Here is a 278-nt window from a genome sequence, read left to right on the forward strand (position 1 = left end):
CGGTAATACAGAGGTGGCAAGCGTTGTTCGGAATTACTGGGCGTAAAGGGCGCGTAGGCGGCCTCTTAAGTCGAACGTGAAATCCCCAGGCTCAACCTGGGAACTGCTTCCGATACTGGGAGGCTTGAATTCGGGAGAGGGATGTGGAATTCCAGGTGTAGCGGTGAAATGCGTAGATATCTGGAGGAACACCGGTGGCGAAGGCGGCATCCTGGACCGACATTGACGCTGAGGCGCGAAAGCTAGGGGAGCAAACGGGATTAGATACCCGAGTAGTC

At 55.8% G+C, this 278-nt stretch carries 1 rRNA gene; it reads left to right on the forward strand.

Going from position 1 to position 278, the window contains the following annotated elements:
- A 16S ribosomal RNA gene (locus ACTHSN_RS10805) occupies window positions 1-278 on the forward strand; the annotation flags it as partial.

This window comes from Neisseria sp. P0009.S010, assembly GCF_051958545.1.
GTDB lineage: Bacteria > Pseudomonadota > Gammaproteobacteria > Burkholderiales > Neisseriaceae > Neisseria > Neisseria subflava_A.